The sequence below is a fragment of the Labrenzia sp. THAF191a genome, assembly GCF_009363335.1.
Taxonomy (GTDB): domain Bacteria; phylum Pseudomonadota; class Alphaproteobacteria; order Rhizobiales; family Stappiaceae; genus Roseibium; species Roseibium algicola.
Genome location: NZ_CP045333.1, coordinates 3,837,553 through 3,861,011 on the forward strand (window position 1 = coordinate 3,837,553; position 23,459 = coordinate 3,861,011).

24 protein-coding genes are annotated in these 23,459 nt (G+C 58.1%); 16 read left to right on the forward strand and 8 right to left on the reverse strand.

Translation table 11 applies throughout. The features are described 5' to 3' along the window. The first annotated feature begins 174 nt into the window (after positions 1 to 174). The 8 genes from FIV05_RS17645 to FIV05_RS17680 all read left to right on the forward strand — a co-directional run bounded on the left by FIV05_RS17645 (position 175) and on the right by FIV05_RS17680 (position 6,856). A complete protein-coding gene (locus tag FIV05_RS17645) occupies positions 175 to 2,565 on the forward strand; it encodes a putative monovalent cation/H+ antiporter subunit A (protein WP_152510466.1) in 2,391 nt (796 codons plus the stop codon). Then, positions 2,565 to 2,984 carry a Na(+)/H(+) antiporter subunit B gene (locus FIV05_RS17650; protein ID WP_152510467.1) on the forward strand — a complete coding sequence of 140 codons (420 nt, stop codon included), beginning with the start codon at positions 2,565 to 2,567 and terminating at the stop codon, positions 2,982 to 2,984. Before FIV05_RS17645 ends, FIV05_RS17650 begins: the two co-directional genes overlap by 1 nt. Next, positions 2,984 to 3,361 carry a Na+/H+ antiporter subunit C gene (locus FIV05_RS17655; protein ID WP_023001007.1) on the forward strand — a complete coding sequence of 126 codons (378 nt, stop codon included), beginning with the start codon at positions 2,984 to 2,986 and terminating at the stop codon, positions 3,359 to 3,361. The genes FIV05_RS17650 and FIV05_RS17655 overlap by 1 nt, the downstream gene beginning before the upstream one ends. A 5-nt stretch (positions 3,362 to 3,366) precedes the next feature. Beyond that, complete coding sequence (locus FIV05_RS17660) at positions 3,367 to 4,956, forward strand: Na+/H+ antiporter subunit D (RefSeq protein ID WP_152510468.1); 1,590 nt, start codon at positions 3,367 to 3,369, stop codon at positions 4,954 to 4,956. Continuing rightward, positions 4,953 to 5,429: a Na+/H+ antiporter subunit E gene (locus FIV05_RS17665; protein WP_152510469.1), complete on the forward strand. Its 477-nt coding sequence runs from the start codon at positions 4,953 to 4,955 to the stop codon at positions 5,427 to 5,429. The genes FIV05_RS17660 and FIV05_RS17665 overlap by 4 nt, the downstream gene beginning before the upstream one ends. After that, on the forward strand, positions 5,426 to 5,782 hold the full coding sequence (locus tag FIV05_RS17670) for a cation:proton antiporter (protein ID WP_152510470.1): 357 nt from the start codon (positions 5,426 to 5,428) through the stop codon (positions 5,780 to 5,782). Before FIV05_RS17665 ends, FIV05_RS17670 begins: the two co-directional genes overlap by 4 nt. Further along, positions 5,779 to 6,123: a monovalent cation/H(+) antiporter subunit G gene (mnhG, locus tag FIV05_RS17675; protein WP_152510471.1), complete on the forward strand. Its 345-nt coding sequence runs from the start codon at positions 5,779 to 5,781 to the stop codon at positions 6,121 to 6,123. Before FIV05_RS17670 ends, mnhG begins: the two co-directional genes overlap by 4 nt. 316 nt (positions 6,124 to 6,439) lie before the next feature. Further along, positions 6,440 to 6,856: a MucR family transcriptional regulator gene (locus FIV05_RS17680; RefSeq protein ID WP_006939826.1), complete on the forward strand. Its 417-nt coding sequence runs from the start codon at positions 6,440 to 6,442 to the stop codon at positions 6,854 to 6,856. A gap of 153 nt (positions 6,857 to 7,009) precedes the next feature. Here the strand turns inward: FIV05_RS17680 and FIV05_RS17685 are convergent, their stop codons facing one another. Beyond that, on the reverse strand, positions 7,010 to 7,441 hold the full coding sequence (locus tag FIV05_RS17685; RefSeq protein ID WP_023001012.1) for a SufE family protein: 432 nt from the start codon (positions 7,439 to 7,441) through the stop codon (positions 7,010 to 7,012). Positions 7,442 to 7,696: 255 nt separating this feature from the next. Then, positions 7,697 to 8,248: a DUF5330 domain-containing protein gene (locus FIV05_RS17690; RefSeq protein ID WP_152510472.1), complete on the reverse strand. Its 552-nt coding sequence runs from the start codon at positions 8,246 to 8,248 to the stop codon at positions 7,697 to 7,699. A 297-nt stretch (positions 8,249 to 8,545) separates the two neighbouring features. Between FIV05_RS17690 and FIV05_RS17695 the strand changes: the two genes are divergently transcribed. The 3 genes from FIV05_RS17695 to FIV05_RS17705 all read left to right on the forward strand — a co-directional run bounded on the left by FIV05_RS17695 (position 8,546) and on the right by FIV05_RS17705 (position 11,516). Continuing rightward, positions 8,546 to 10,246, forward strand: a complete 1,701-nt coding sequence (locus FIV05_RS17695; RefSeq protein WP_152510473.1) for a HAMP domain-containing histidine kinase — start codon at positions 8,546 to 8,548, stop codon at positions 10,244 to 10,246. A gap of 71 nt (positions 10,247 to 10,317) precedes the next feature. Further along, a complete protein-coding gene (locus FIV05_RS17700; RefSeq protein WP_209009694.1) occupies positions 10,318 to 11,043 on the forward strand; it encodes a peptidoglycan-binding domain-containing protein in 726 nt (241 codons plus the stop codon). Positions 11,044 to 11,144: 101 nt separating this feature from the next. Beyond that, positions 11,145 to 11,516 (forward strand): DUF1491 family protein, encoded by a 372-nt coding sequence (locus tag FIV05_RS17705; protein WP_152510475.1) that lies wholly within the window; start codon positions 11,145 to 11,147, stop codon positions 11,514 to 11,516. A 67-nt stretch (positions 11,517 to 11,583) separates the two neighbouring features. On the opposite strand, the gene FIV05_RS17710 is transcribed toward FIV05_RS17705, so the two are convergent. After that, on the reverse strand, positions 11,584 to 12,741 hold the full coding sequence (locus FIV05_RS17710; protein ID WP_152510476.1) for a DUF2336 domain-containing protein: 1,158 nt from the start codon (positions 12,739 to 12,741) through the stop codon (positions 11,584 to 11,586). Between the two features lie 192 nt (positions 12,742 to 12,933). Between FIV05_RS17710 and FIV05_RS17715 the strand changes: the two genes are divergently transcribed. The 3 genes from FIV05_RS17715 (at position 12,934) to FIV05_RS17725 (ending at position 16,301) form a co-directional block, all read left to right on the forward strand. Continuing rightward, on the forward strand, positions 12,934 to 13,143 hold the full coding sequence (locus FIV05_RS17715; protein WP_031269292.1) for a hypothetical protein: 210 nt from the start codon (positions 12,934 to 12,936) through the stop codon (positions 13,141 to 13,143). 62 nt (positions 13,144 to 13,205) lie between these two features. Further along, the gene (locus FIV05_RS17720; RefSeq protein WP_152510477.1) at positions 13,206 to 14,069 is read left to right on the forward strand and encodes a hypothetical protein; all 864 of its coding nucleotides are present in this window, start codon (positions 13,206 to 13,208) and stop codon (positions 14,067 to 14,069) included. 549 nt (positions 14,070 to 14,618) lie between these two features. Next, complete coding sequence (locus FIV05_RS17725; protein ID WP_173013878.1) at positions 14,619 to 16,301, forward strand: tetratricopeptide repeat-containing sulfotransferase family protein; 1,683 nt, start codon at positions 14,619 to 14,621, stop codon at positions 16,299 to 16,301. A gap of 64 nt (positions 16,302 to 16,365) precedes the next feature. Here FIV05_RS17725 and FIV05_RS17730 read toward each other — a convergent pair whose 3' ends face one another. The 3 genes from FIV05_RS17730 to FIV05_RS17740 are packed head-to-tail and all read right to left on the reverse strand — an operon-like array spanning position 16,366 to position 19,774. Beyond that, complete coding sequence (locus FIV05_RS17730; RefSeq protein ID WP_023001021.1) at positions 16,366 to 16,929, reverse strand: N- anchored protein; 564 nt, start codon at positions 16,927 to 16,929, stop codon at positions 16,366 to 16,368. After that, positions 16,926 to 17,606 carry a DUF1214 domain-containing protein gene (locus FIV05_RS17735; RefSeq protein WP_152510479.1) on the reverse strand — a complete coding sequence of 227 codons (681 nt, stop codon included), beginning with the start codon at positions 17,604 to 17,606 and terminating at the stop codon, positions 16,926 to 16,928. Before FIV05_RS17735 ends, FIV05_RS17730 begins: the two co-directional genes overlap by 4 nt. Beyond that, complete coding sequence (locus FIV05_RS17740) at positions 17,603 to 19,774, reverse strand: PBP1A family penicillin-binding protein (RefSeq protein ID WP_209010076.1); 2,172 nt, start codon at positions 19,772 to 19,774, stop codon at positions 17,603 to 17,605. Before FIV05_RS17740 ends, FIV05_RS17735 begins: the two co-directional genes overlap by 4 nt. A gap of 262 nt (positions 19,775 to 20,036) precedes the next feature. Between FIV05_RS17740 and FIV05_RS17745 the strand changes: the two genes are divergently transcribed. Beyond that, positions 20,037 to 20,522: a YcgN family cysteine cluster protein gene (locus FIV05_RS17745; RefSeq protein ID WP_152510481.1), complete on the forward strand. Its 486-nt coding sequence runs from the start codon at positions 20,037 to 20,039 to the stop codon at positions 20,520 to 20,522. 49 nt (positions 20,523 to 20,571) lie between these two features. On the opposite strand, the gene FIV05_RS17750 is transcribed toward FIV05_RS17745, so the two are convergent. After that, the gene (locus tag FIV05_RS17750) at positions 20,572 to 21,195 is read right to left on the reverse strand and encodes a TetR/AcrR family transcriptional regulator (RefSeq protein WP_152510482.1); all 624 of its coding nucleotides are present in this window, start codon (positions 21,193 to 21,195) and stop codon (positions 20,572 to 20,574) included. 117 nt (positions 21,196 to 21,312) lie between these two features. On the opposite strand from FIV05_RS17750, the gene FIV05_RS17755 reads away from it, so the two are divergent. Continuing rightward, positions 21,313 to 21,894, forward strand: a complete 582-nt coding sequence (locus FIV05_RS17755; RefSeq protein ID WP_152510483.1) for an NAD(P)H-dependent oxidoreductase — start codon at positions 21,313 to 21,315, stop codon at positions 21,892 to 21,894. A gap of 72 nt (positions 21,895 to 21,966) precedes the next feature. On the opposite strand, the gene FIV05_RS17760 is transcribed toward FIV05_RS17755, so the two are convergent. Further along, positions 21,967 to 23,454, reverse strand: a complete 1,488-nt coding sequence (locus FIV05_RS17760) for a transporter substrate-binding domain-containing protein (protein ID WP_152510484.1) — start codon at positions 23,452 to 23,454, stop codon at positions 21,967 to 21,969. Positions 23,455 to 23,459: the final 5 nt, after the last annotated feature.

The following is a 23,459-nucleotide window of genomic DNA, read 5'->3' on the forward strand; positions in this document are numbered from 1 at the left end:
CTCATGTGACGCGGGTGAATTTACCGAAAATCGACAGACATACGCTTGAACACGTAAATTCAACTGCCTAAGACATGTCATAACCCATCGGGACCGTTATTATCCGGCGGATCGGGGCTGATTCGAGCAGGCCCGTTTCCGTCGTTTCTTTAAAAACCGTGACGAAAGATCAGCATGACGCCAGCCTTGATCGACGACACCACTCTCTATGCCGTCCTCGCGCCCTTTGCTGCGGCTGTGGTTGCGCCTTTTCTGACCCGCTGGTTCAAGCACAACGCAGCCTGGCTGCTTGCTATCGTGCCGGCCTTGATCTTCCTGCATTTCACAGGGTTCGTCGAACCCGTGTCAAAAGGGGAAAGCTTCGTTGCGGCGAAGGCCTGGGCGCCCAGCTATGGTGTGAACTTTTCCGTCTATGTCGACGGATTGTCGACGTTGTTCGCCTTGCTGATATCAGGCATCGGAACGTTCATCATCCTGTATGCCGGCGGCTATCTCAAAGGCCACCCGCAACAGGGCCGGTTCTTCTCGTTCCTGTTGATGTTCATGGGGTCGATGCTCGGCCTCGTGCTCGGCAACAACCTGATTTCCCTGTTTATCTTCTGGGAACTGACGTCGATCACGTCCTTCCTGCTGATCGGCTTCGATCACCTGCGCGCCGCGTCCCGCCGGGCCGCGCTGCAGGCGCTCGTGGTCACGGGCGGCGGCGGCCTGGCCCTGCTGGCCGGTTTCATCCTGATTATCTCCGCCACGGGCGAAATCGAGATGTCGGTGCTGCTGGCCTCGCCGGACATCATCAAGGATACCACGCTCTACGTGCCTATCTTCCTGCTGGTTCTGGGCGGTGCCTTCACCAAGTCGGCACAGTTTCCGTTCCATTTCTGGCTTCCCAACGCCATGGAAGCGCCGACACCTGTTTCCGCCTATCTGCATTCGGCAACCATGGTGAAGGCCGGTGTCTACCTGTTGATGCGCATGCATCCGCTGCTGGGTGGAACAGAACTCTGGACAACGGTCCTGCCGCTCTTCGGCGGCATAACACTGCTGGTGGGCACGATCCTGGCGGTGCGCCAGACCGACCTGAAGCTGATGCTTGCCTACACCACCGTGGCATCGCTCGGGCTTCTTGTCATGTTGACCGGGACCAGCCAGGAAAAGGCGCTCGAAGGCGCTGTCCTTTATCTTCTCGCGCACTCCCTGTTCAAGGGCGCGCTCTTCATGGTCGCCGGCACGATCGATCACGAAGCCGGTACGCGTGACATCACGAAGCTGGGCGGCTTGCGTTCGGCCATGCCGATCACGTTTGCAGCTGCCTGTCTCGCGGCGCTTTCCATGGCCGGCCTGCCGCCTTTCATCGGCTTCATCGCCAAGGAAGTGCTCTACTATGGAACCTGGGGCTGGCTGGAACTCGGTCTGCCGATCACCATCACTGCTGTCATCGGCAATGCCTTGATGCTGGTGATTGCGGCCGCGGTTGCCATCAAGCCCTTCCTCGGTCCGAAAGTGGAAAAACTGAAACATGCGCACGAGGGACCGGTTCTGCTGTTTGCCGGTCCGGTGTTCCTGTCTGTGACCGGCCTCGGGCTGGCCCTGATTGCGCATACCACTGGAGAACTGTTCGTCGGACCGACCCTGTCTTCGCTTCTCGGCAAGACGACGCAAATCGAACTGCACCTGTTGCCGACGTCGATCAACGCGCCGCTGCTGCTGTCGCTGGTCACCATTGGCCTCGGCATTGCACTGTTTACCCAGATCGACCGACTGCGCGGGCTGATCGGTTCCGTCCTGACTACGATCGGATGGGGACCGGACAAGGGGTTCGACCAGTTCGTGGCCGGTATTGTCGGATTGTCCTGGCGGATCACCCGCCTGCTGCAGTCCGGCAAGATGCAGACCTACATGGTGCTGACCTTCATCTTCACGGGCGCTGCCGTGTTGTTGCCGGGCTTCCTGACGGACAGCCTGCCGGCAATGCCGAAGATGCCCGACTATCGATTCTATGAATGGGGCATCCTGCTGATCGCCTTCTTCGGTCTGATTGCAGTGCTCGTCGCCAACACCCGCCTGACAGCCATCGTGTCTCTCGGCATCCAGGGCTTTGCGGTCGCGCTGATCTTCATGATGTTCGGCGCACCGGATCTGTCCTTCACCCAGTTCATGGTGGAGACGTTGTCGGTCGTCATCCTTGCTCTGGTCATGACCAGACTGAACCTGTCGCCCAGTGACCACCGGCATGGTCTTGCCGCGATTGTCACCGGGATCGTCGCGATCGGTGTCGGTCTCGGCCTGACGCTGACGCTGCTTGCAATCACGCAGCAGCCCTTCGACAGCCGTTTGTCCGACTTCTTTGCCCAGTTCAGCCGCTCCATTGCCCATGGCCGGAATATCGTCAACGTGATCATCGTCGACTTCCGCGGCTTTGATACGCTGGGTGAAATCGCCGTGGTGGTTCTGGCCGGGCTTTGTGTTCTGGCGCTCATCCGGGTGCGGACGAAGCCTGAAAAACCGATCGAGAAACCGAAGACGGTCGCACCGCCCACACCGGCCCAGACAGGGGAGGCTCACTGATGCGTACGATCATCTTCCGCACCATTGCGCCCTATCTGTCCGCGCTGATGGTCCTGTTTTCGATCTTCGTGCTGCTGCGCGGCCATAACGAGCCGGGTGGTGGATTTATCGGCGGACTGATTGCCGCATCGGCATTGGCGATTTTTGGTATCGCCTGCGGAGTTGCTTCCGTTCGCCGCGCCATCGTGTTCCACCCGATGGGGGTGTCCGGTTTCGGACTGTTCCTGGCGGCTCTGGCAGGCATCCCGTCGATATTCAAGGCGCAGGCCTTCATGACCAGCCAGTGGCTGGAAGTGCATGTTTTCGGCGTGGAGATCGTATTGTCGACGCCGTTGTTCTTCGACATTGGCGTTTACCTGGTGGTGGTGGGTGCCATCGGCTCCATCGCACTGGCGCTTGAAGAAAGGGAGGCCGACTGATGGAAACCGGCGTTGTCATCCTGATTGGCCTGTTCTTCACCGTGGCCGTCTACCTGATGCTGTCCAAGCAGCTTGTACGCATTCTTCTGGGTATCGCCATTCTGGGCAATGCCGTGAACATGCTCATCTTCACCAACGGGCGCCTGACGCGCGAGGTTCCGCCCCTCATTCCGGAACATCTCTATGCTCCGGAAACCGCAACGGCCAATCCGCTGCCGCAGGCGCTGGTGCTGACGGCAATCGTCATTTCCTTCTCGTTCTTTGCGTTCCTGCTGGTGCTGGCCTTCCGGGCCTACCAGGAACTTGGCACCGATGAAGTCAACGAAATGCGCATCGCCGAACCCGAACACGACCAAACTCCGCCGCAAGGGTACTAAGCTACATGGCCGGTTCTTCCGTTTCCGTCGATCTTTCCCAGGCCATGGTCACTACGCCGGTTGCGGCAGGTGACTGGCTGGTGGTCGCACCTTCGCTGATCACAATCCTGGGCGGTGCGCTGTGCCTGATGCTGCGCAAGAACACCGATCTGCAGCCGAAAGTCGGCATCGGTTTTCTGGCGCTGCTGGTGCTGGCTAACCTTGCTCTGCTGATCCGGGTGCTCGATCATGGTGTTATCACCATGGTGATGGGCAACTGGCTGCCGCCGTTCGGCATTGCCTTCACAGTGGATACGCTTGGTGTCACGCTGTCACTGATCGGCTCAATCGTAGCCTTCTGTGCGGGTGTTTTCGGCGCTGCCACCGTTGACAGTACTGGACGCAGATATGGTTTTTATCCATTCCTGCTTCTGCTGATGACGGGGGTTTGCGGCGCGTTCCTGACCGGGGATGTGTTCAACCTCTATGTCTGGTTCGAAGTTCTGCTGATTTCGTCCTACGGACTTCTGGTCCTCGGCAACGACAGGATCCAGCTTGACGGCGCGGTCAAATACGGTGTCCTGAACCTGATCGGCACGAACCTTTTCCTGATCGCGACAGGTCTGCTTTACGGAATTTTCGGCACGCTTAACATGGCGGACCTCGCCATGAAGGTTGCCGCCCTGGAAAATCCGGCTTCCGGCACACTGGCAACGGTTGCCGCGCTCTATTTCCTTGCCTTTGCCATGAAAGCGGCCGCGTTCCCCGTCAATTTCTGGCTGCCTGCGTCCTACCATACGCCCAATGTGGTGGTGTCGGCGGTATTTGCGGGCCTTCTGACCAAGGTCGGTGTTTATGCGCTGATCCGCATCTTTGTCCTGATCCTGCCGGCCTCTCGCGGCTATATGGCCGATTTGATCGCGCTGGTTGCCATCGCCACCCTGATGACAGGGGCGATCGGAGCTCTGGCGCAGAGTGAAGTGCGGCGGCTGCTCGGCTATGTGGTCATTGCCGGTATCGGGGCGATGCTCGCCGGTGTTGCCGTTGGTTCGACACTGGCAGTCTCGGGTGCCATTTTCTACGCGGTCCATTCGATCATTGTCATGACGGCGCTTTATATGGCAGCTGGCATCATGAACATGATGGGCGGTTCCTACGACCTGAGGCAGCTGGGCGGGCTCTATCAAAAGAGTGCGGCGTTCGCAGCCGTGTTCCTGGTACTTGGTTTTGCTGTTTCGGGTCTGCCACCATTCTCCGGTTTCTGGCCCAAGGTCATTCTTGTGGATGCGGCCTTCGCAGACGGCCGGTCCTGGCTGGGGGCTGCCATTCTTGTCAGCGGGTTCCTGACAACCATGGCGATGGGTCGGGTCTGGATCTTCGCCTTCTGGCGCGGTGGACCTGAAGGCACTACAGACGGGCAGGCCGTTGCCGTAACGGGCGAGGGCGGGGCGCAACTTTCTGGAGCCGCAGTCTGGTTGCCACTCGGCATTCTGACTGCGCTTGTTGTCTATTTCGGTCTGCAGCCGGAATGGATGCTGGAGCTTTCAACGCGAGGGGCAAGCGGCATTGTTGAACCGCTCGGTTACCTGCGTTCAGTCTTTGGAGGCCAGGGATGACCAGTCTCTTTCTCATCAATATTCTTCTGATGCTGGCTTGGGGAGCTGTCACAGGCAGCTTCTCCGAAGCCAATCTGGCCTTCGGCTTCGTGCTCAGTTTCGGCGCGCTTTACCTGATCCGGGAACAGGTCGGTACTGCCGCCTATTTCCAGCGGGTCTCCAAGGGCTTCGGTCTGGCTGTGCTCTTCGTCTATGAGCTGGTGCTGTCGGCCTGGCGGGTTGCGATCATCGTGCTCAAGCCGAAGATCAAGTTGCAGCCGGGCATCATCGCGTTTCCTCTGACAGTGGACAGGGATTTTGAAATCACGATGCTGGCCAACCTGATCACCCTGACGCCGGGCACATTGTCCGTTGATGTCTCCGACGACCGAAAGACGCTTTATGTGCACTGTATCGACGTGCCCGACCCGCAAGCCACGATCGACGACATCAAGAACGGTTTTGAACGCAAGATCCTGGAGGTGTTCAGATGACACCGCTTGAGACCTTTTCTTCCGGTTTCCTGGAAATCAGCGTCAAGATCGCACTGGCTCTGCTGACGATTTCCTTCATCATCATCGTCGTACGGACGGTCAAGGGACCGAGCCTTCCGGACCGTGTTGTCGCCCTGGACATGCTGGTTGCGGTGGGGATCGGCTTTATCGCGGCCATCGGCGTTTCCACCGGCTTTTATCTTTATATCGACATTGCGATTACGCTCGGCCTCGTCGGTTTCCTGGCAACCGTCGCTTTGGCCCGCTTCGTCCTGAACCGCGGCGTTGCCGGCGACAAGACGATCATGGACGAAGTCGAAGAGAGCATCGAGCGCAGGGAGGCGGAACAATGAATGCTGCCGTTGAAATCATCACCGGTATCATGCTGGTCGTCGGAGCTTCCTTCGCACTGGTCGCATCGATCGGTATCATCCGTCTGAAAGATGTTTACATGCGAATGCATGCGGCCTCCAAGGCGGGTACTCTGGGCTCGGGCTTGATGCTGCTTGCGCTGGCAGTTCATGCTGGTGATCTGGCCGTTGTCACACGGGCAATCGCCGGAGTCGTATTCTTCCTGCTCACCGCCCCAATTTCGGCTCATTTGTTGGCAAAAGCTGCATACGCAGCCGGCTACCGTCCCTGTGCCGATACCAAGGAAGATGCCCTTGCAAAAACTGTCCGGCCGAAAAGCTGAGGCATGGTGTGCGGCAATGGTCCTGAAAGACAGATTTCCTGACAATACTATCGGTTCATTGTCGAATTAGGTGCGTTAGGTATAGCCAATATTTGTACAATTTGATTTTTATTGCTTCTGATCGATTTTTATTTGAATTACGGGGTTGTCGTTCAACGAAAGCGGCGATATAAGGCTGTGACGATTGCCTGCAAAGTAGAATCGTTTTTGATTTCTGAGCCCGCAAGTAACTGAATTTCTAGTTCCGCTTTCGGCAGACATTTTTTGCAGGTAAACCACAAAGCTAATTTTGAAATCAGTAGAGAACGGGTGAAATATGACTGACAGTCCGGTGGATGCGAATCTGATTGATCTTACGGCAGACATCGTCTCAGCCTATGTGAGCAACAACACCGTTGCGTCAACAGATCTGCCAGGCCTGATCAACGAAGTTTACGGTGCGCTGCAGAGAACTGCCAGCACTTCCACCGAGCCGGAGCCGGAGCCGCTGAAGCCCGCCGTGCCGGTGAAGAAGTCGGTCATGCCGGACTACATCATCTGCCTGGAAGACGGCAAGAAGTTCAAGTCGCTGAAGCGCCACCTGCGCACGCACTACAACATGACCCCGGAAGAGTACCGCGAGAAGTGGGACCTGGGTGCCGATTACCCGATGGTTGCACCGAATTATGCGGCTGCCCGTTCGGAACTGGCCAAGAAGATGGGCCTCGGCCAGCAGCGCAAGCGCTCCAAGTAAATCTCACGGCCTTGGCCGAGAACAAAAGAGCTGCCCATGGGCAGCTCTTTTTTTGTTTTGTGATGGAGATCTTCAGTTGATTGCGGAGGGCGCTCGGTGTGAGCGCAACTGAAGCACTTGCCGAAAGAGCAGAGTGAGCAAAGTGGAGGGTTCTCAGGCTGCTGCCAGAGCTCCTTGCGCGTCGCTGCGGATGCGCCCGACCATCGATTTGAGACCGTTGGAGCGCTGCGGCGTCAGGTGCTCCTGCAGGCCCAGTTTGGCAAAAATACCTTCGACGTCGGTGTCAAGAATGTCCTGCGCGGTCTTGCCGCTGAACAAAGAGGTGACGATTGCCACGAGCCCTTGCACGATAAGCGCATCGCTGTCGCCCCGGAAGCTGAGCACAGGTGTGCCGTCGCCTGTCTTGTCTATGGAGGTGATCAGCCAGACCTGCGACACACAACCGCGCACCTTGTTGGCATCGGTCTTTTCGGCGTCGGCGAGATCAGGCATCTCCTTGCCAAGGTCGATGAGGTATTTGTAGCGGTCTTCCCAGTCGTCGAGAAAATCAAACGTCTCAAGGATTTCGCTCAAGGTTGTGGTCATGGCACCGGTCTTTGAAGGTCTTGTCCGCCTTCATATAACTCGTGAGCGGCAAAGTGCAAATGCCGGCAGGTGCGAGAGAGGGGGAATAAAGATACGCCGCAGATGAAATGGGCAGCTTTCCATCTGCGGCGCAGCGGAACAATCCGCTGAAGTGAAGCCGTCTTTGCGTTGCTGCCGTGCAGCAGCGCTCCAGCGGGGGCGCAATCGGCCGTTTTCAGATCCAGGAGGTCGTAGGATCTTGAACGACCAGTGTGCTCAGGTCTTTTGGCCTGAGCGTGGTTTGGGCCGTGGCACCGGCCCAAGCACTGCCTCTTTGGAAGAGACGTTATCAAAGACCGGCTGCCAAGATGGTGTGCCGGCGAAAACCTGAGGTTCCTGGCCTGAAGGCTGGCCGGATGTCGTGCCAGCACTCTGTACGGGCGTTGAGCCGGTCACCAGCTGTTCGCTTCCCGATTTCTCGGCAATCTGGGTGTCGAGAAACTCATAGACAATCCGGGCGCCGTCGCGTGCGCGGCTGCCGATTGCCGTCAGTGCATCGCCTCCCGTTTCGCAGGCCTGCGGATTGCGTCCGCAAAAGCCGCCGATGTCCGACATCGTTGCCTGTGCCGCCAGGAAGGCCGACACCGGATCGATGTTTTCCGTCGAAGTGTCTTCCTGATCTGACCCGAGGGGAATCAGGACGAGCACCAAGGTGAGCCAAAAGGCCGTCCTCAAGAGAAAGAACATGTCGCTACCCATAGTCTGTTCTGTCTTGCGTGCCTTTGTGCCGTTGGCACGCTTGTTATGAAGGCACATTACCAGCGACATGAGAATCCCCGGTTGAGCGGGAAAAGCCAATTTTCATAAAATAAATCAGGTATTTAAATCGTATTTTCTGAAATATTGATTCAAATTTTAGCTAATTCCGGTCAAGATATTGAGGCCAATGGGTTTTTCGGAAAAAAACGCAATTTGGATTCATCCTTTATCGTTCCTTAAGTGCTGCAACCGACAATGGCCGTACAAAAGGTGCGAGCGGATGTTTCCGCGATTGTTGTGTGGTAGAGTAGATTGCGTAACCTTCTGAAAAACATGCAAAATATCTGGGGGCTTTGGGTGGCTCGCGTGGATGGAATGATTCATCCCGAAGCTGCTTCCGATCCTTTTCTTGCACCGTTGCATCGTTCGTTTCTGCTCAGCTGTTTCGTCAGCGGCGCTGCGGCTCTGGTGGTACTGCCACTGCATCTGGCGCTGGCCGGACCGCCTCAGGCAGCCACTCTTCTCGCGCTCGCCTGGATGCTGAGCCAATGGCCTCTGGCGCTTTATCTGTCCCAGTCGGGGGCGCTGTCCAAGGCTGCCGGTCTTTCTGCTTCCATGTTCGCGGTGTTTGTTGCCGGCGTCTGCGCGGTTACAGGCGGCGCGCTGTCCTTTGCGTTGGCTTGGCTGCTTGTGCCGCCGATGGAGGCAGCGCTCGCAGCAAGCCGGCGGACGGCACTCGCAGTGACGGGGCTTTGCGGCGCCCTGGTCCTTGCCCTGATGTTTCTTCCGCTGCCCGTCCTTCCGGCTTCCGGATTTCCAGGGCTGGCGACGCCGTTTGCGACCCTGGCGGCTCTGCTTTATGTCGGTTTGCTGTCGCTCCGCATCGCGCTTGACCGGTCTCTTGCGCAAAAAGTTGTGAGGGCAACGGAGGAAAGACGCCTCCAGATCAGTCAGAGTGTCTCCGACATCTATTGTGAACTCGGGCCTGACGGTGGCCTCAAGGTCATTGGCGGCCCGGTGAAGGATGTGCTGGGGCACCTGCCGGTGGAAAGCGGGGAGGACTGGCTGTTTCCGCGCCTTCACGTTGCAGACCGGCCGCTTTATCTGACCTGTCTTTCCGAAGCCCGTTTGAGTGGCGCCACAAGAACCTTCGAGGCACGTTTGAGGGTTGGCGCAAATCGTCCGGGTGAAGCAGGGCAGGCCGACTACCGGCGTCTGGAAGTGCAGCTGCGTGCCGGCCGGCAGAACAGTCTGGCTTCTGCAAACGGTGCGGCACTTCTGCTGACGCTTCGTCCTCTTGAACCCATCGAGCCGTCGGCAGGCAAGACCGCGGGATCCGCTACAGACGGAAGCGCACGCGCGGACCGAATTTCGCGGGACATGCTTGAAACGGCGGGTGTTGAAGCTTCGCAGGCGCTGTCGGACATTCTGGCGCAATCCGAACGGCTTGAGCGCCTTGGGCGTGATTCCTCCGATCCTGTGCTTAAGTTGGCGGTGCAGTCCCTGCGCCAAAACGGCGAACGGGGCCTGGCCTCGCTCACAGCGGCTTTGGAACTGGTTCCGACTGACAGCTCTCCCGGCGAACCGGAAATTACCGGCGTTGATGTGGAAACCTGTCTCGTTCAATGCGTGGACATGGTCGCAAGGGTGGCCGAGCGTCGCGGTGTTGCTCTGGAAATGGAAACCGGCCAGGACAGTCCGCTGGTTGCTGCCGACAGAAAATTGCTGCGGCAGGCGCTGTGTTTCCTGTTGGTGGATATGGTGGAAACTTCCGAGCCTGGCGCCGTGTTGAGCATGGGTGTCAATCTCGGTGCAGGCAACGCCGACTATGTGTTTTCGGTGAAGAACCGTCAGTCCAGCCTTTGCTGGAGCGCCGAGGCCGCGGCAACCGTGCTGGGCGTTTCAAGGGCCCTTCTGGAGCGCATGGGCGGCAGCCTCACTGTTCAGACCATTCTGGGGCAGGGGGAAAGCGTGACTGTGACCCTGCCGCTTCGGACGCAAGCGCAGCAGAGCGCCGGTCGGACCGGCGAGGTACTCCGTGTCGAGCAATTGGCAAGATCGGCATAGGCGCAATGGCAAGAGCAAAGAAAACGACAAAGCAGACCAAGGCGCAGCAAGCAAAGTCGTCGGAATCCCTGATGGCGAAGGCCGGTCATATGGCGCTCGACAATCCTGTCGCAGCGGGTGGTACCGTGGTGATGGGGCTGACGGCATGCCTGATCGTGGCCAATGCGATCGGCCTGCAGCCTGGCCGGCATCCGGCGCCCCTGTTCACGACACGAGATCGACCGGACGCCATGCAGCTGCCGGAACCGGATGGCAGAAGTCCCGGGCTTCAGGTGCAGGAGATTTCCACCCTGGTGCTCGATCTGCAGATTTCCCTGCGCAAGATCGGCCTGTACGAAGGCCCTCTGGACGGACTGAACGGCCCGGCGACCGAACGTGCCATCCGTGGTTTTGAACGTCACGCCGGACAGATCGAGACCGGAGAGGCAACGGAAGCCCTGCTTGCTCTTGTGCTGATGCAGGGAGAAAGCCCCGTAACCTCCGTGAATGGTCCCGTGCCGCGTCCGAAGCCCGGGTTCTCGGGCACGACAAGACAAGACAGCGCTGAAGTTCTTGATGCCGGTACAGACGACAGTGCCGATGCCGGTGTAGATTCCGACCCGAAGTTGATGAAGATCCAACAGGCATTGTCCGAACTCGGCTACGGTCCACTGAAGGCGGACGGCGTGATGGGAGCCAACACCACCGCTGCCATCAGGCGGTTTGAATTTGACAGGGGTCTGCCATTGACGGGTGAACCCGGCACCAAGGTCATCGAGCGCCTGGAAATGGTCAGTGGCCGGTCGCTGTCCGGCTAGAGTACCGGACGGCGAGTTGCCGCGTGAGCGCAACTGTCGTAGAGCTGGGCCTTCCTTCTCCACCTTCGGGAGTGCCGGCGGGGTCGGCAGAGGCGGTCAGCATGCGGGTTACATCTGAGTTTTTTGTCAGTGCATTAGTCCGGCGCGTCTTCGGCGATGGCGGCTTTGCTGCTGTTTCCAGGAAAGGGGCTCCCGAAGCCGGTGCGGTCTTTATCTGTGTGGACCGCCTTGACGGTAGCTTCGACTTCTATGGCCCGGCGCCGCAAGCCATGTTCAGCAGTCTGCCACAGGGGCGCTTGTTCGAAAGTGTCTTCGAACGGGCGGACAGGGAAACGATAGACGCGCGGCTGGCAAGCGAAGCGCGAATGGATCCGGACTATTGGCTGGTGGACATCGAAGCACGCGACGGCAGGATTGACCTGCCCTTGGTGCAGGATGAGCCGAAGCCCGACACAAACCTCTTCCGCTTTTAGTGCAGATTTAAATATGGGCGTTCAGCCCTCCCGCAACACCCGCAACACAGTGCTTGAGCGGGTGTTCTCAGGAACGGTTCGACTTGCGAGTGGTTTCGGCTTGAGCGAAACCAAACTTCTGTCCGTCCGTTGTCGCCGCATCGCGGCGCGAACCATCCTGATATTGCGAGCCAAGCTGTGCAGATACGGGCTGAGTGACCTGGTCATGCAGGATCCACTGTCCGACCAGTACCTCGGCAGCGCCCTGGCTGAGCGTGCGATGGAGGCGCAGCAGGCCGCGCAGTCTTTCCAGTGACAGGTTTTCACCCAGCATGCGGATCATCACGGTCGTGACTTCGGATGCCGACATACCAAGCGCTTTCAACGCAACGGTCAGACCTTCGGCCTGATCGTCATGCATCAGCAGATCGCAAGTGGTCTGTGGCAGTCCGAGCCCCTGGCCCAGCAGATCCGCAAAGCGGGACCGATGCTGGAAAAGGGCTTCGCTCACCAGTGCGTCCCGCAATTTCAGGCGCGCGGTGTCCGTGCGTCTGTCGGTTGCGGAACCTGGGGTTTGTGCCTGTTTGACCAGGCTGGTCATCTCCGCCGCGGCGATAGCTTTCGATTTGAGCGGAGCTGGTAAATGCAGGAATTGTCCCATAAGTCCATCCGGGTTTAATGCGTCCTGACCTGCCAATTCTAAACCAAGAGTGGCAACGATGTCACTACGACAACTGAGTTTTGCCTGGTGAGCTTGTGTCAGGGTGACGTCTTCCCGGTCGAGAAGGATACGGATTACAGGGGCTCCGGCATGTTCGCACAATGTCGTGATCACCGATTCGCGCAAGGATGGCCGGTTGGCGACCGCTTTTCGAAGGGAATCCGGGCCGGCCTCCGCAACCTTCAATAGGAGATCCACAGAAAGCCTAGGACTGTAACGAAGGGCCGGATAGGCCGTCAGTTCGTCTTGGTCGGATGCGAGCTGCGTCAGGAGGTCGTCGGGAATTTCCGGATGCGCGGCCAGCAGATTTGAGATCCGGCGTCTGTCCGGCAGTGAGGTTTTAGGCAGGAAGTTTGACGCCAACTCCAGAAAAATGCGTTTTTCTTCAACATCATGCCGAGTGCGTCCGGCAAACAGCTCACTTGCGGCCAGAAGCACACCACGATCATCGCCCTTTGTGGACGCGGATTTGTCCGGAGAAGCGGAATTCGGCAAAGGCTGACTGAAATGTTGGGTTTGGCGCATGACACCCGTCTACAAAATACGAAAGACCGGACCACCGGAGGAACTTGCTTCGTTCAAATTGCAGGAAAAGCGTTAGCATGCTGTTAACCCTGACAGCTTCTTAATGAAGAGCAGGAAGTAATGCGTCGCCCGTTTGACCGTTCCCCGCCGGTAATACGCCGTCAGGGGAGATCGGAACCGAAGGAGGAGACGATGGGCACCTTGTTGGACTTTACATCAGCTCAACGCCCCGCAGCACGTGTGGGCTATCGTTCCAATCAGCGCCGTATGGCAAGCCGAGAGACCTTTGGAGAAGTTATCCTCTTCCCAGGTGTCCGGTACGAGCGCCATGACCTTGATCTTGCCGCACGAATCGCGACCATCGGAAAAGCGGCCGGACCTGCTGGCTCCGACAAGGACTGACGGTCCAAGCCTCTCCAGCCGCGCAGGAGAAGTTTCTTTTTAGCGGCCTGGAGAAGCGCCCGATGGGCAAAGGCAAAGCGGAACAATCCGCCACCGCATCCCTCGCGGAGAGCGGTCGCAGATCAGGGCAGGGCGGCATTGCCGTGGCTGCCGTGCTGATTGCCGTCAGCCTCACTGCCTGTACGCGCCCGACAGGGGATTTTGATCGTGCCAGGCCATCCGTCATTCATGACAGGGTGATGCCGGCCGCGGGCGACGAAGCAGCACGCCTGCGCGGTGATCCGGTTTCCAAGTTCAACTACACGAACGACGAAAAGCTGATGCGCAACCGCGGCTGGACGCTGATCCGTCCGCCATGGACCAAGGACTGGATCGGCGGGACCATGGTTGAGCTGTCGCGCACACGCGTTCTTCCGGAAGTTGAGGGGCGTGTACCGCCCGATCTCTATCTGATCTATCTGCGCTCGGACAAATTCCAGTCTTCCGATGCCCGCTACGACAAGATTGCCGCTGACGCATCCGGCGATGCGGAGCTTGTCATGCCTTTTTGCGAAGTGGCCTTGCGTGTGAAGGCCGCGGATGACGAGCGGCTGCGAGTTCTGCAGAACAAGCCGGTGAAGTCCGAAGAAACCTATGAAGGGGCGAAGGCACGCGTCTGGGAAAACCGGGTGATGATCAAATGGGTCGGTCAGGCGCTGCGGTATCGGATCATCGCCTACAAGAAGGCGCTCGACGGACTGGAGATCGAAACGCCGACCCGCGATCGCGTCTGGAAGGTCAATAACGCCATTCGGGAACTGGAAGGTCAGGTTCGCATTGCCGAAGCCGGTTGCGATCCGGACAAGCGTTATGGGGACGACAAGCCTGTTCGCAGGTCCCGGATCTATACCGGGTGGGGAACTGAACGCGCTCCGGTCGTGAAATAGCACGCTTCCGATTTTCAGGCCCGAATTCTGACATTTTATTGAGTGCTATATTCTGCCCACGTCAGATCTACTGATGCGCGGATACATTTTCGGCTGTAAAGGCGGTACTGCTTTTCCACAGGCTGGAGGCACGGTCGTTCAAGGTCTGACAAAACATCTTTGAGAAGACTTCTGCACGGGTTCTTTTGCAAGAAACCAACGAGAATATATTTCGTAAGCTAAGCGTATTCAAAATTTTTAAACGATACCGCTCGGTATTATTTTTTTACCAAACCACGACAGTCAAAATCTCGTTTTACTTGTTCTGCTTCACTTTTTGTCAAATTGACTTGCCTTAAGGGCATGCGCGCATAAGTTTTGTTTATTGCAATGCAAAAAAATGTGAACACTGAAAAAAGAGACGTGATCGCAAGCTCTTAGCCTAATTTTGGTCGTTTTTCCGGCAAAAGGATGTCTTTGAAGGGGTTTTGTGGCTTGCCGTTCTTCAGGCGTCGAACTAAACCGTTTAGTTTACAGAGTAGTCACTCCCGGGAACCTGAAGGTGGTCGAATGAGTCCGAACATCACGCTTCTCGTCAAAGAAGCGCTCTCCCATCAACATGCCGGACGCATTGGATTCGCGCTCAGCATGTTTGAGGAGATACTGAAGCTCGACCCCAAGAATCCGCAGGCAAATTTTTCGCTGGGCATTGCTGCTTACCAGAACGGTGACGTTGGGCTTGCTATCGAGATGCTGCGGAAGGCTGAGCGCAAGGCCGGCAAGCACCCGCAGGTGCATCAGTTGCTCGGTCTGGCCCTCATGAACGCTGGCGATCTGGCCGGCGCGCTGAAGTCGCTGAAGAAAGCCGTGGCCCTTGCGCCCAAAGCCGCTGATTTCCATGCCCATCTCGGTGACCTCTACACGCTCAAGCGTCAGCCGGTGCTGGCGCGACAGAGCTTTCAGCGTGCATTGGCGATCGATCCGGAAAATGGTTATGCCCTTGTCGGCATGGGCCAGCTCGATATCACTGTCGGCCAGATCGACGAGGCTGTCGCCTGGTTCGAAAAAGCCATCGCATTGGGCAAGGAACTGCCCTCGGCCCTTCACTGCCTGACGATGGCACGCACCTACAGGGAAGAACCGGCTGAACTTGCCAAGATCGATGACCTGTTGAAACAGGCAAGCGCATTGCCTGCTCCGGAGCACGCTCACCTGCATTGGGCGGCCGGCAAGATCCACTACGACCTGGGAGACACTGCGCGTGCTGCGCAGCATTACCGCTCCGCCCGCCGGTTGCGTTACCAGTCGTTCGATCAGCAAGCCCATGAAGAGCGCATCGCGTTCATGAAGGAAGTATTCAACGAGACATTTTTCGCCGAACGGACGGAATTTGAGGATCCCTCGGAGCGGCCGGTGTTCATTTTCGGCATGCCGCGATCAGGCACGACCCTGGCCGAGCAGATCGTGAGCCGGCACTCGCGCATCGCCAGCGGTGCGGAAATTCCGTATTTCCGCCTGCTGCAGCAGGACCTGGGATTGCGGGGGGCGCCAAGTGCTGCCCTTGAAAACCGGCTGAAGAGCCTTGGGCCGCGTGAGTTCAAGCAGTTTGCACGGCAGTACCTTGCAGAACTGAGTGCAATCGACCGGCGGGCAGATCGTGTCACCGACAAGATGCCGCACAATTTCGAAGTGCTCTGGCTTATGAGCCTTCTGTTTCCGAAAGCGGCTTTCATCCATTGCGTTCGCTGTCCTGCGGACACATGCGTTTCGCTCCTGTCGCATTCGCTTTCGCCCGCGCATAACTACGCCATGACACAGAAGTCACTGGGCAGTTATTTCGTTGCCTACGACGGTCTGATGAAACATTGGGAAAAGGTTCTGCCGGTTCGCATCCACACGCTTTCCTACGAAGACCTGGTTCATAACCAGGAAAAGGAAAGCAAGGCGCTGCTGGCGTGCACAGGCATGGACTGGGAAGAACAATGCCTGGAGTTCTATAACGGCGACAGTCCCGTGACGACGTTCTCCAATCTCCAGGTGCGGAAGCCGATGTTCAGATCATCGATCGGCCGCTGGAAGCGTCACAAGGACCTTCTGGGAGACCTGTTCGAGGCGCTCGGTCCGTTGTCACCGCTCAATGAGGCAGCACCGGTCGGCAATAGTTCCAACTACGGTCAGCAACAAACGCTTGCAACCGGTATGCCTGACAACGACATTTCTCACCTGCGGAACGCGGTTTCTCCGATATCGTGACCAGTTGCGGCGTCGGGGCGTGACAGCGTCCCGGCCTGACCGTTTTTCACGATTGCAGGGTATCTTAGCGAATGGAACCGCAGCTTGCGGCCCTGAGAGCTCGGTCGATGCTGTCCGCCCGGGTCGGGTGGGGCACATAGGCCCGCAACAACGCAAAACCGCTTAGTGGTTCTTCCGTTTCGATGACGATGAGATCTTCCAGGTTTTCCGGTGGGTTCTCCCGCAGGATCGACAGCTGTTCCGTGGTCAGCACCAGCATTGAGAGGCGCTCGGCACCCGCGGTGCGGTTGTTGAGACTGTAGACGGCCTCTCCAGCCGCGTTGAACAGTCCTATGGACCAGAAGGGCACCGGAATGCTGGCGTCGAAGAGAACCGGCCCGTCAGCGAGCTGAAACCGGCAGGCAGCGTGCTTCATGGCCGGATCGAGATCGGGCAGGGCTTCTTCTCCGGGGTGGACATCCGGCAGCAGATTGAACTGCCGGTCCGGTCCGTGGTTACCGATGTTGTCATAGGCACTGTGCAGAACGTTCTGGGGGATGCTCAGCACCACCAGGATGTGGATGATGGCAGCAAGACACAGCGTGGCCAGCAGGCCAACCGACAGGGAAAAACGTGAAGAAAGGGTCATGGGCAGCCCAACCTGTCGATGGTGGGCATGCTGACGCCATCAAGGGCTGCACCGGTGGTGACCGGAGCGTCATAGACCCTGAGCACGAAGCGCAGACCGTCGGCGGCCCTTGCATCGCTCGCCAGGGGCAACCAGTTGCCGGAGTGGGGGCGGGTGGCGGCGACGATCTCGAATGTGCCGTCCGCGTTTCGCAGCAAGGCGTCACTTGCAAGGTTCACCCGGCCAGACATCGTCTTGACCAGGCGGCCGTGGCCATCGACCGCGGTCATGGTCCAGAGCCGTGCAGACGGGGTCTGGCCTGCGATACGGTATTCACATGTCGGATCAAGCTGGTGGCCGTTGCTGTCTTCGCGCGCGACCAGAGCAAGCCCTTCGCCCGATGCCAGGGGAATGACGGCGCCTCTTGTGTAGATCGCCACGGAATAGGGATCGGCTTCGGAGGTGCCGGCTTTCGGATAGGCGTGCCACGGACCGATGGTGACCGCATTGAGCGGCTGTTCCCTCTCGATGATCAGATAGGCGGAGCTTATGCCGAGCAAGGAGGCCAGAACGACGACAAGCGTCACCGTGGCGAGCGTGCGAAAAGGATTTCCCCGATGCGAGCGGATGGCACGGGGAAGCCTTTCGTCATACCAGTCTGCCTCGCCATGTGCGGGCCGGAATCCTGTATCGCTCATTGCACCGCCGCGACATCGGTGTTGGCAGCCCCTTGAGCGGGGGCGGCATCGGCGCTCTTTTGTTCAAGCAGCAGGCGCAGGTCCTGGCCGATCTGCAGGAGAAGATCCTGGGTGCGCCGTTTCAGGACCCGTGGCTGCGCAGTGTCGCTGGTGTCAGTAGCCAGCCTTGCCGGTGCGGTTCGGGCCAAACGCGGCAAGCTTTCCGGATCGACACCGGGCATCCGGGCAAGCTCGATACCATTGTGGGCAAAGGCGTTGTATTTCTGCCAGGCCATGGCGGGAAGGCTGCCGCCGGTGACACGCCGCGTGGAGGTAAAATCGTCGTTGCCGAACCAGACGGCCGTGGCAAAGTTGCCGGTGTAGCCGACAAACCACGCGTCGCGGTAGGCGTTGGTGGTTCCGGTCTTTCCGGCAGCGACGACGCCGTCGATCTGCGCCCGGCGGGCCGTGCCAGCCTCAACCACATTGACCAGGATCTCGTTCATTTCCTGAACTTTCTCCTCCGGCAGGACGCGAACTGCAGGCGGGTCATCGCGTTCACGCCGGTAGAGAACCTTGCCGGCGCTGTTCTTGATCTCCAGAACCGCATAGGCCGCTGCCTTGGTTCCGCCATTGGCGAAAACGGAATAGGCCGAAGCCATGTCGATGACGGAGACTTCGGATGAGCCGATAGGCAGCGATACGGAGTTTTCCAGTTCGTGGGTCAGGCCCATGCGATACGCCGTATCGATAATTTTTTGCCGGCCGAAATCCAGGGACAGGATCACCGGTATGGTGTTGATGGATTTGGTGAGCGCGGTTTTCAGCGTGACAGCGCCCCGGTAGCTTCTGGAATAGTTCTTGGGCGACCAGTTACCGATCCAGACCGGACGGTCGGAGACCACGCTGTCCGAGGTATAGCCGTTCATGAAAGCCGTCATGTAGACGAATGGCTTGAACGAGGACCCCGGCTGGCGCAGCGCGTTGACGGCGCGATTGAACTGGCTTTCGCCATAGGAACTGCCGCCGACCATGGCAACGACGGCCCCGTCCGGGATCATCGAAACCATCGCCGCTTCACGAGCGTCACGCAAATTTCCGTTTTCCCGAAGCACGGTTTCCACTGCCAGATCCGCCTGGCGCTGCAGCGCCGGGTCCAGTGTGGTGCGTACGGTCACGATGCGGTCGCGGGCGAGTGCAGGATACCGGCGTGCAAGTTTCTTGACCTCTTCAAGTGCCCAGTCGAGGAAGTATTCCGGCAACTGTTCCTGAGACCTGTCGACAGCCAGTGCCGGGTTACGGCGTGCACCGATCACCTGGCCTTCGGTCAGGAAACTGGCCTGTACCATGTTGGACAGGACTTCGTTGGCACGCGCACGGGCTGCAGGCAGGTTGATGTGCGGGGCGTATTTGGTCGGTGCCTTGTAGAGACCCGCCAGCATAGCACTTTCGGCAAGTGTCAGCTCACGCACATTCTTGTTGAAATAGAATTCGGAAGCTGCCGTTACCCCGAAGACGCCGCCGCCCATGTAGGCGCGGTCGAGATAGAGCTTCAGGATTTCCTGCTTGGAAAGGTTCGCTTCCAGCCACAGCGCCAGATAGGCTTCCTTGATCTTGCGGCTGAGGCTGCGCTCGTTGGTCAGGAAGAGGTTTTTGGCCAGCTGCTGGGTGAGCGTCGAACCGCCCTGGACAACACCGCCTGCGCGTGCGTTCTCGACCATGGCACGGAAGGTGCCGACAAAATCAATTCCGAAGTGGCTGAAGAAACGGCGATCTTCAGTCGCGAGCGTCGCCTTTATCAGGGAGTCGGGAATTTCCTCAAGCGGTACGCTGTCGTTGAGAACGATACCGCGCCGGCCGATTTCCTTGCCGAAGCGATCCAGGAAGGTCACCGCGAAATCGTCCGTGGTCTTCCAGTCGGCATAGCGCGTTGCCTCGAAGGCAGGCTGGGCGAAGGCCAGCACCACGATGAAACCGGCAAGACCGTAAGTCAGACCGTCGGACGAAAGCTCGGCAAGAACGCGCCAGATTCCCTTGGCCCGGAACCGCCGCAAGAAGGCGTCATAGCCTTCGAATATCCGGCGGATAGCTGTTCCGCTCTTCCACAGGGCCGTGTCGATAAGGGCATCGATCGCCAGGAAAAAGCGGCGAATACGATTGCGCTTTTTCGGCGGCTTCTGCTCCGGCATATTGCCGGTTTCGACATCATCTGATTGCGGTTTGTCCGTCACGCGAACAAGGTCTCCGGATCAAAAAGGACCGGCCCAAGCTAGCCGTTTTTCGGGGTCGTGCAAACTGGTTGCCAGCGTGCCCCTTTCATTGGAACAGTTTACCTAAGTTTCTTGCAATTTCATTGAGGAAAAACGGCCCGTTTTTTCGCCCGGGTTGCCCGGCAGCCTGTAGCATGATAGGCGCCGATTGTTCCGGCCCAAGAAAGGCACACAAGACTTCATGATTGTGGACGATACCTCACGCGAGCTTCCGTTCTGGAAAACCCGCACACTGGAAGACATGACGCAGGCCCAGTGGGAATCGCTTTGCGACGGCTGCGCACGCTGCTGTCTCAACAAGCTCGAGGACTGGGACACCGGCGAAATCGTCTGGACGGATGTTGCCTGCACGCTGCTTGATGGCACCAGCTGCCGCTGCAAGGATTACCACAGCAGGGCAACCATCGTGCCGGACTGCATTCAGCTCACACCGGGTGAAGTGAGGACACTGACCTGGCTGCCGCCAACCTGTGCCTATCGGCTGGTGCGGGAAGGCAAGGACCTCTACTGGTGGCATCCTTTGGTGTCGGGAGATCCCGAAACGGTTCATCTGGCGGGCATTTCCGTTCGCGGACGGACGATCCCCGAAGACGGCATGGCTCTGGAAGATTACGAGAACCACGTCGTGTTCTGGCCAGGGGAAATGCCGGAAGATCAGCAGGGTTGAGCTCACCCTGCCAAGCAGGATGCGGTCACACACTTCGAGCCGGCTTTGATCACTCTCTTTGTCTGATCAGGAAAGCCTCGACATGGCGGCGGAGCCGATGTTCCAGTTCCGCCCTGTCAGTCAGTTGATGGCTTTTGACCAGGATGGCTCCATGGATCATGAAGGCAATCAGGCCATCGACCATTTCCTTGGGTGACCGATCCTGTCTCAGGTCCGGCTTCAGGCTGGCCTCCTGTTGCCAGAACGTCAGGAACTTCTCCAGTTCCGCATCGAGGGCGTCCAGTGTTTCGACAAATTCAGCAGCGCAATTGGGTTTGGTCACGCCGATATTGTCCAGGAACAGCCGCAGGATTGTCGGGCTGTCGGTGATGACGTCGATCAGCGCCATCATGCGCCGGGTCAGCAGTCCGACAGGGTCGGACAATTGGTCGGGTTCTGCTGCTTCGTCGGACGTTGCTGCACGCAGGGCATTCAGCCGGTCCAGCAGCACGTAGGACAAAAGGCCGTCCATATCGCCGAAATGCGAGAACACGGTCCCCTTTGCGACACCTGCCTCCTGCGCAACCGCTTCCGCGGTGACCAGGTCCAATCCGTGTTTTTGACTGAGATCGCGTGCGGCAGCCAGTACCCGTGCCCTTGTGGCAATGCTCCGCTGTTGTGGTTTGCGTGTCATGATTTTCCGTTAAAGTGACCGTGGTCAAAAAATATCTTGACGGATGTGATGCGGAATGTCAAAAAATGACCACGGTCAATTTTGGCGTTCGACGCCTGCAAGCTCACAAGGTTGGACATGACAAGAATACTGGTATTGGAAGGACACCCGGCCAAGGACACGTTTTGCGGCGCCCTCGCGGCGGAATATGCAAATCATGCACAAAAGGGTGGAAACGAAGTGCGGGTCAGGCATCTGGCCGACCTGAACTTCGATGCGGATTTCGGAGTGTCATCCTTCAAGGATGCGAAGCCTCTGGAGCCTGACCTCGAAGCACTGTGGCAGGATATCCTGTGGTGTGAACATTTCGTGCTGACACACCCTTTGTGGTGGGGCGGTCTGCCGGGCAGGTTGAAGGGGTTGTTCGACCGGATCCTGCTGCCGGGCATGTCCTTTCAATACGTGAAAGGCAAACCTCTGCCTGAGAAACTGCTCAAGGGCCGCACCGCGCAGGTTCTGGTGACTTCCGACACGCCGGGATGGTACTTTACCTGGATTTATGGTGCCGGTGCCAAAAAGCAGACCGAGAAGCAGATCCTTGATTTCTGCGGCCTGAAGCCAAAGGGCTACCATATGTTCTCGCCGATCCGCGGATCGAGCGACGAGGCAAAGCGGAAGATGCTGGCGCGGGCCGCTGCCCTTGGTCGCAAGGCTGCCTGAAGCGTTTGCATCAGTCATGGTGGACGTTCAAACAGCTTTCGTTGAACGTCCTCATGTTGCCCGCGAGAGATCCTAATTTCCGGCTGCCGCTTTCTCGGCGGCTTCTGTTTGCCGACGCTGCTGTTCGTTGAAGAACACGACGTAATACTGGTAGATGTTGCCGACGTAATCGACAGGTTCCCGGCCGATTTCGGAAGCCACGATCCACTCGACGTTGTCAAACCACTTGTCCGGGTCAAAACCCTGTTGCTTTGCTTTTTCGCGCAGTTTGGCAAACCGGCTGGGGCCGGCGTTGTAGGCTGCAAGCGCAAAGAAGGTCTGGTTGGCATCCCGTGTCTGAAGACCGGCAAAATACTGGTTGGCAAGGTAACGAAGATATTTGACGCCTGCCTGAACGTTCTTGTCCGGATCTGCATCAATTCCGCTGATGTTGATCGGGTCGCCCCTGGCCGTAGCCGGCTTGATCTGCATCAGTCCAACGGCGCCCGCGCGGCTGTGCGCTTTCTGGTCGAAACGCGATTCCTGAAAGCTTTGCGCGGCGATCAACAGCCAGTCGATTTCATACTCGTCGCCGTATTTCTGAAAAATGGTTTGGAGACTGGCGAGATCGTTCTTGTAGTCCGCGCTGCGCATGTCCCGGAGGTAGTCGGCCTCTTTCAGATATCGCTTCAGGATGATGTTGCCGAGCAGGGTGCCTTTTGTCACGGTGGCGGCGAAGGCATCGACTTCCTTCAGAAGTTCCGGCGCATTGTTGCGAACGGCTATGGCAATCTCCCCATCCGTGCGCACGGCTGCCGAGGGATGCATCTTCAGGCCGTCCAGAACTTCCAGCCAGAGTTCGGCTTTGTGCTGGTCCACGATCACCATGGAAATGGCGCCGGCTGACACCATTTCCAGAAGATCCTCGTCTTCCATGTGCTCGTCAGCGGTCACAATGTCGACCGGCTTGGCACCATTTTGGCCGAGCGTGTCGTTAAGTGCCTTGAGGCTCTGATAATAGGAAGACGAAGCCCGGACATGAACGGTCTGACCTGACAGGGCTTCAGGTGAGGGAAGGTCGGCAACCCCTGTGGCGGTCACCGGTACTTCGTGCACATCCTTCAGCAAAGGGGACGAAAAGGCGACCAGATCTTCCCGTTCGCGGGTAATGGTCAGATTGCCGATCGCGATGTCGCCCTTGCCCGCGGCAAGATCAGAAAACAAGTGGTCTCTCGGGGTCGGAACAAGTACGAGCTTTGCATCCTTCGCCTTCTTCTCGTGTATCTTGTCCAGGTATTTGTCGAACTCGGTCATGAGATCAACCGAGCTGCCGCGCTGAACACCCTTGTCGATGAAATATCCGGTCTTTGAAAACGGGATCAGGACCCGAATGTAGCCACGCTTGAGCAAGGCGTCGAAGTCGCCGTCGAAAGGTTCAAGCAGTTTGTTTTCAAGCGTTTCGGCAAGGCCCGTGCCCATGGCGCTTGCCAAGGTGGACTGGCTTGCAAGGCCCGCTACCACAAGAGCCATTGAAAACATCAAGTTCAGAAGATGTGGCAGGAAGTGCCGGATCGGTATCATGAAGC